The sequence below is a fragment of the Faecalicatena contorta genome, assembly GCF_021531995.1.
GTDB classification, from domain to species: Bacteria; Bacillota; Clostridia; order Lachnospirales; family Lachnospiraceae; genus Dorea_A; species Dorea_A contorta_A.
Genome location: NZ_JAFBIZ010000242.1, coordinates 1 through 1465, shown reverse-complemented (window position 1 = coordinate 1465; position 1465 = coordinate 1). Strand labels below are relative to the sequence as shown.

The 1465-nt window shown below is 34.9% G+C and carries 2 protein-coding genes; both read left to right on the top strand.

Translation table 11 applies throughout. The features are described from left to right. The coding region (locus JQM82_RS15615; protein ID WP_235251336.1) for a capsular polysaccharide synthesis protein at positions 1-596 on the top strand (596 nt) is incomplete at its 5' end. Continuing rightward, a partial coding sequence (locus JQM82_RS15610; RefSeq protein WP_235251334.1) for a glycosyltransferase family 2 protein occupies positions 593-1465 on the top strand: 873 nt, incomplete at its 3' end. The genes JQM82_RS15615 and JQM82_RS15610, both read left to right, overlap by 4 nt.

Here is a 1465-nt window from a genome sequence, read left to right as displayed (position 1 = left end):
CAGATATACCGGAACATATTATTGAAAAACTTGAAGATGGAAAGATCAGTTTGACACACTTTTCGGATATTCTTCGCATGAATTTAATAGCATATAATGGTGGCTTTTGGGTAGATGCGACAATTTTTTGTTCAAAGAAAGTTGAAGAAGCTGTATTTGAGAATCCCATATATACTGGAAGAAATCCTGGGAAAGATTTTAAGAATATATCAAATTGGGATTGGACCGGTTTTGCAATAGCTGGTTGGAAAGGAAATAGCCTTTTTGTGGCAGCGAATGCAATCTTTAGTGCTTATTGGGATGAGAATGATGTGTTGATTGATTATTATCTGATTGATTACGTTTTACGAATGGTTTATGAGAATATACCAGAAGTGAAGGCCACAATATCTCAGATTAAACCGAATAATACGGAGCAGATGCATTTGTGTCATAATCTGAATAGTCCATATTCTGAGGAGGGATATCAGAGTATTGTTACTAGATCTACATGGTTACACAAACTTTCCTGGAAAGAAAAATGGAACGAAAAAACGTCAGAAGGGGAAAAAACCATGTATGCGCATTGGAAAGAGCAGGTAGAAGAACAGATATGAGATATTCAATAGTTGTTCCAATTTTTAATGCAGAAAAAACAATCGCTAACTGTTTGAGAAGCATTCAGAATCAGCTTTTTGAAGATTTTGAAGTGATTATGATAGATGATGGTTCGGTAGATTCTAGTGGAGTACTCTGTCAAAAATTTGTATCGGACGATCGGCGATTTAGGTACATTAGGCAGATCAATCAAGGGGTTTCAGCGGCTCGCAATAAAGGTTTGCAAGAAGCTCGAGGGGATTACATTGTATTCTTAGATAGTGATGATGAATATGTACCGGAATACTTAGAGGCATTTGAAAAATTGATGGAACAGGAACCAGATTGTGACCACTACTGGTGTGGCTTTAAGATTAGCTCTGATTTATTGTCAAAAAATGGCGAAATTCATGTTTTTTCCAAGGAGGAAGAAATATCTGTATGTCATCGAAAGAATATTATGACATTACATGAGAAGTGGATGGATTCTACTCTTTGGAATAAGGTGTTTCGCAGGGAAATAATTGTGAAAGAAAATCTTCTGATGGATACAAAGCTATCTTTGGGGGAGGATCTTTTGTTTAATTACCAATATTTAGCGGCAACAGGAGAACAGATAGCTATTATTAATCTCCCTAATTACATTTATTATCAGTCTGGAAATGACACCTTGGATAGTAAATACCGTAAAAATCTGCGAGAACTATATGAGTATTTGGATGCAGAAATATTAAAATGGCTTATGAAATGGGAAGTATCTGAGCAGGAGTTGAGAAAATATTATAGTAGTGTCTTTTATATACAAGAGAAGATTTTGCATAATACTTTTAGAGTTGAGAATAAAGCGGGGATATTTGAAAAATATCGTTATAATAGAGCTATTTTAAGT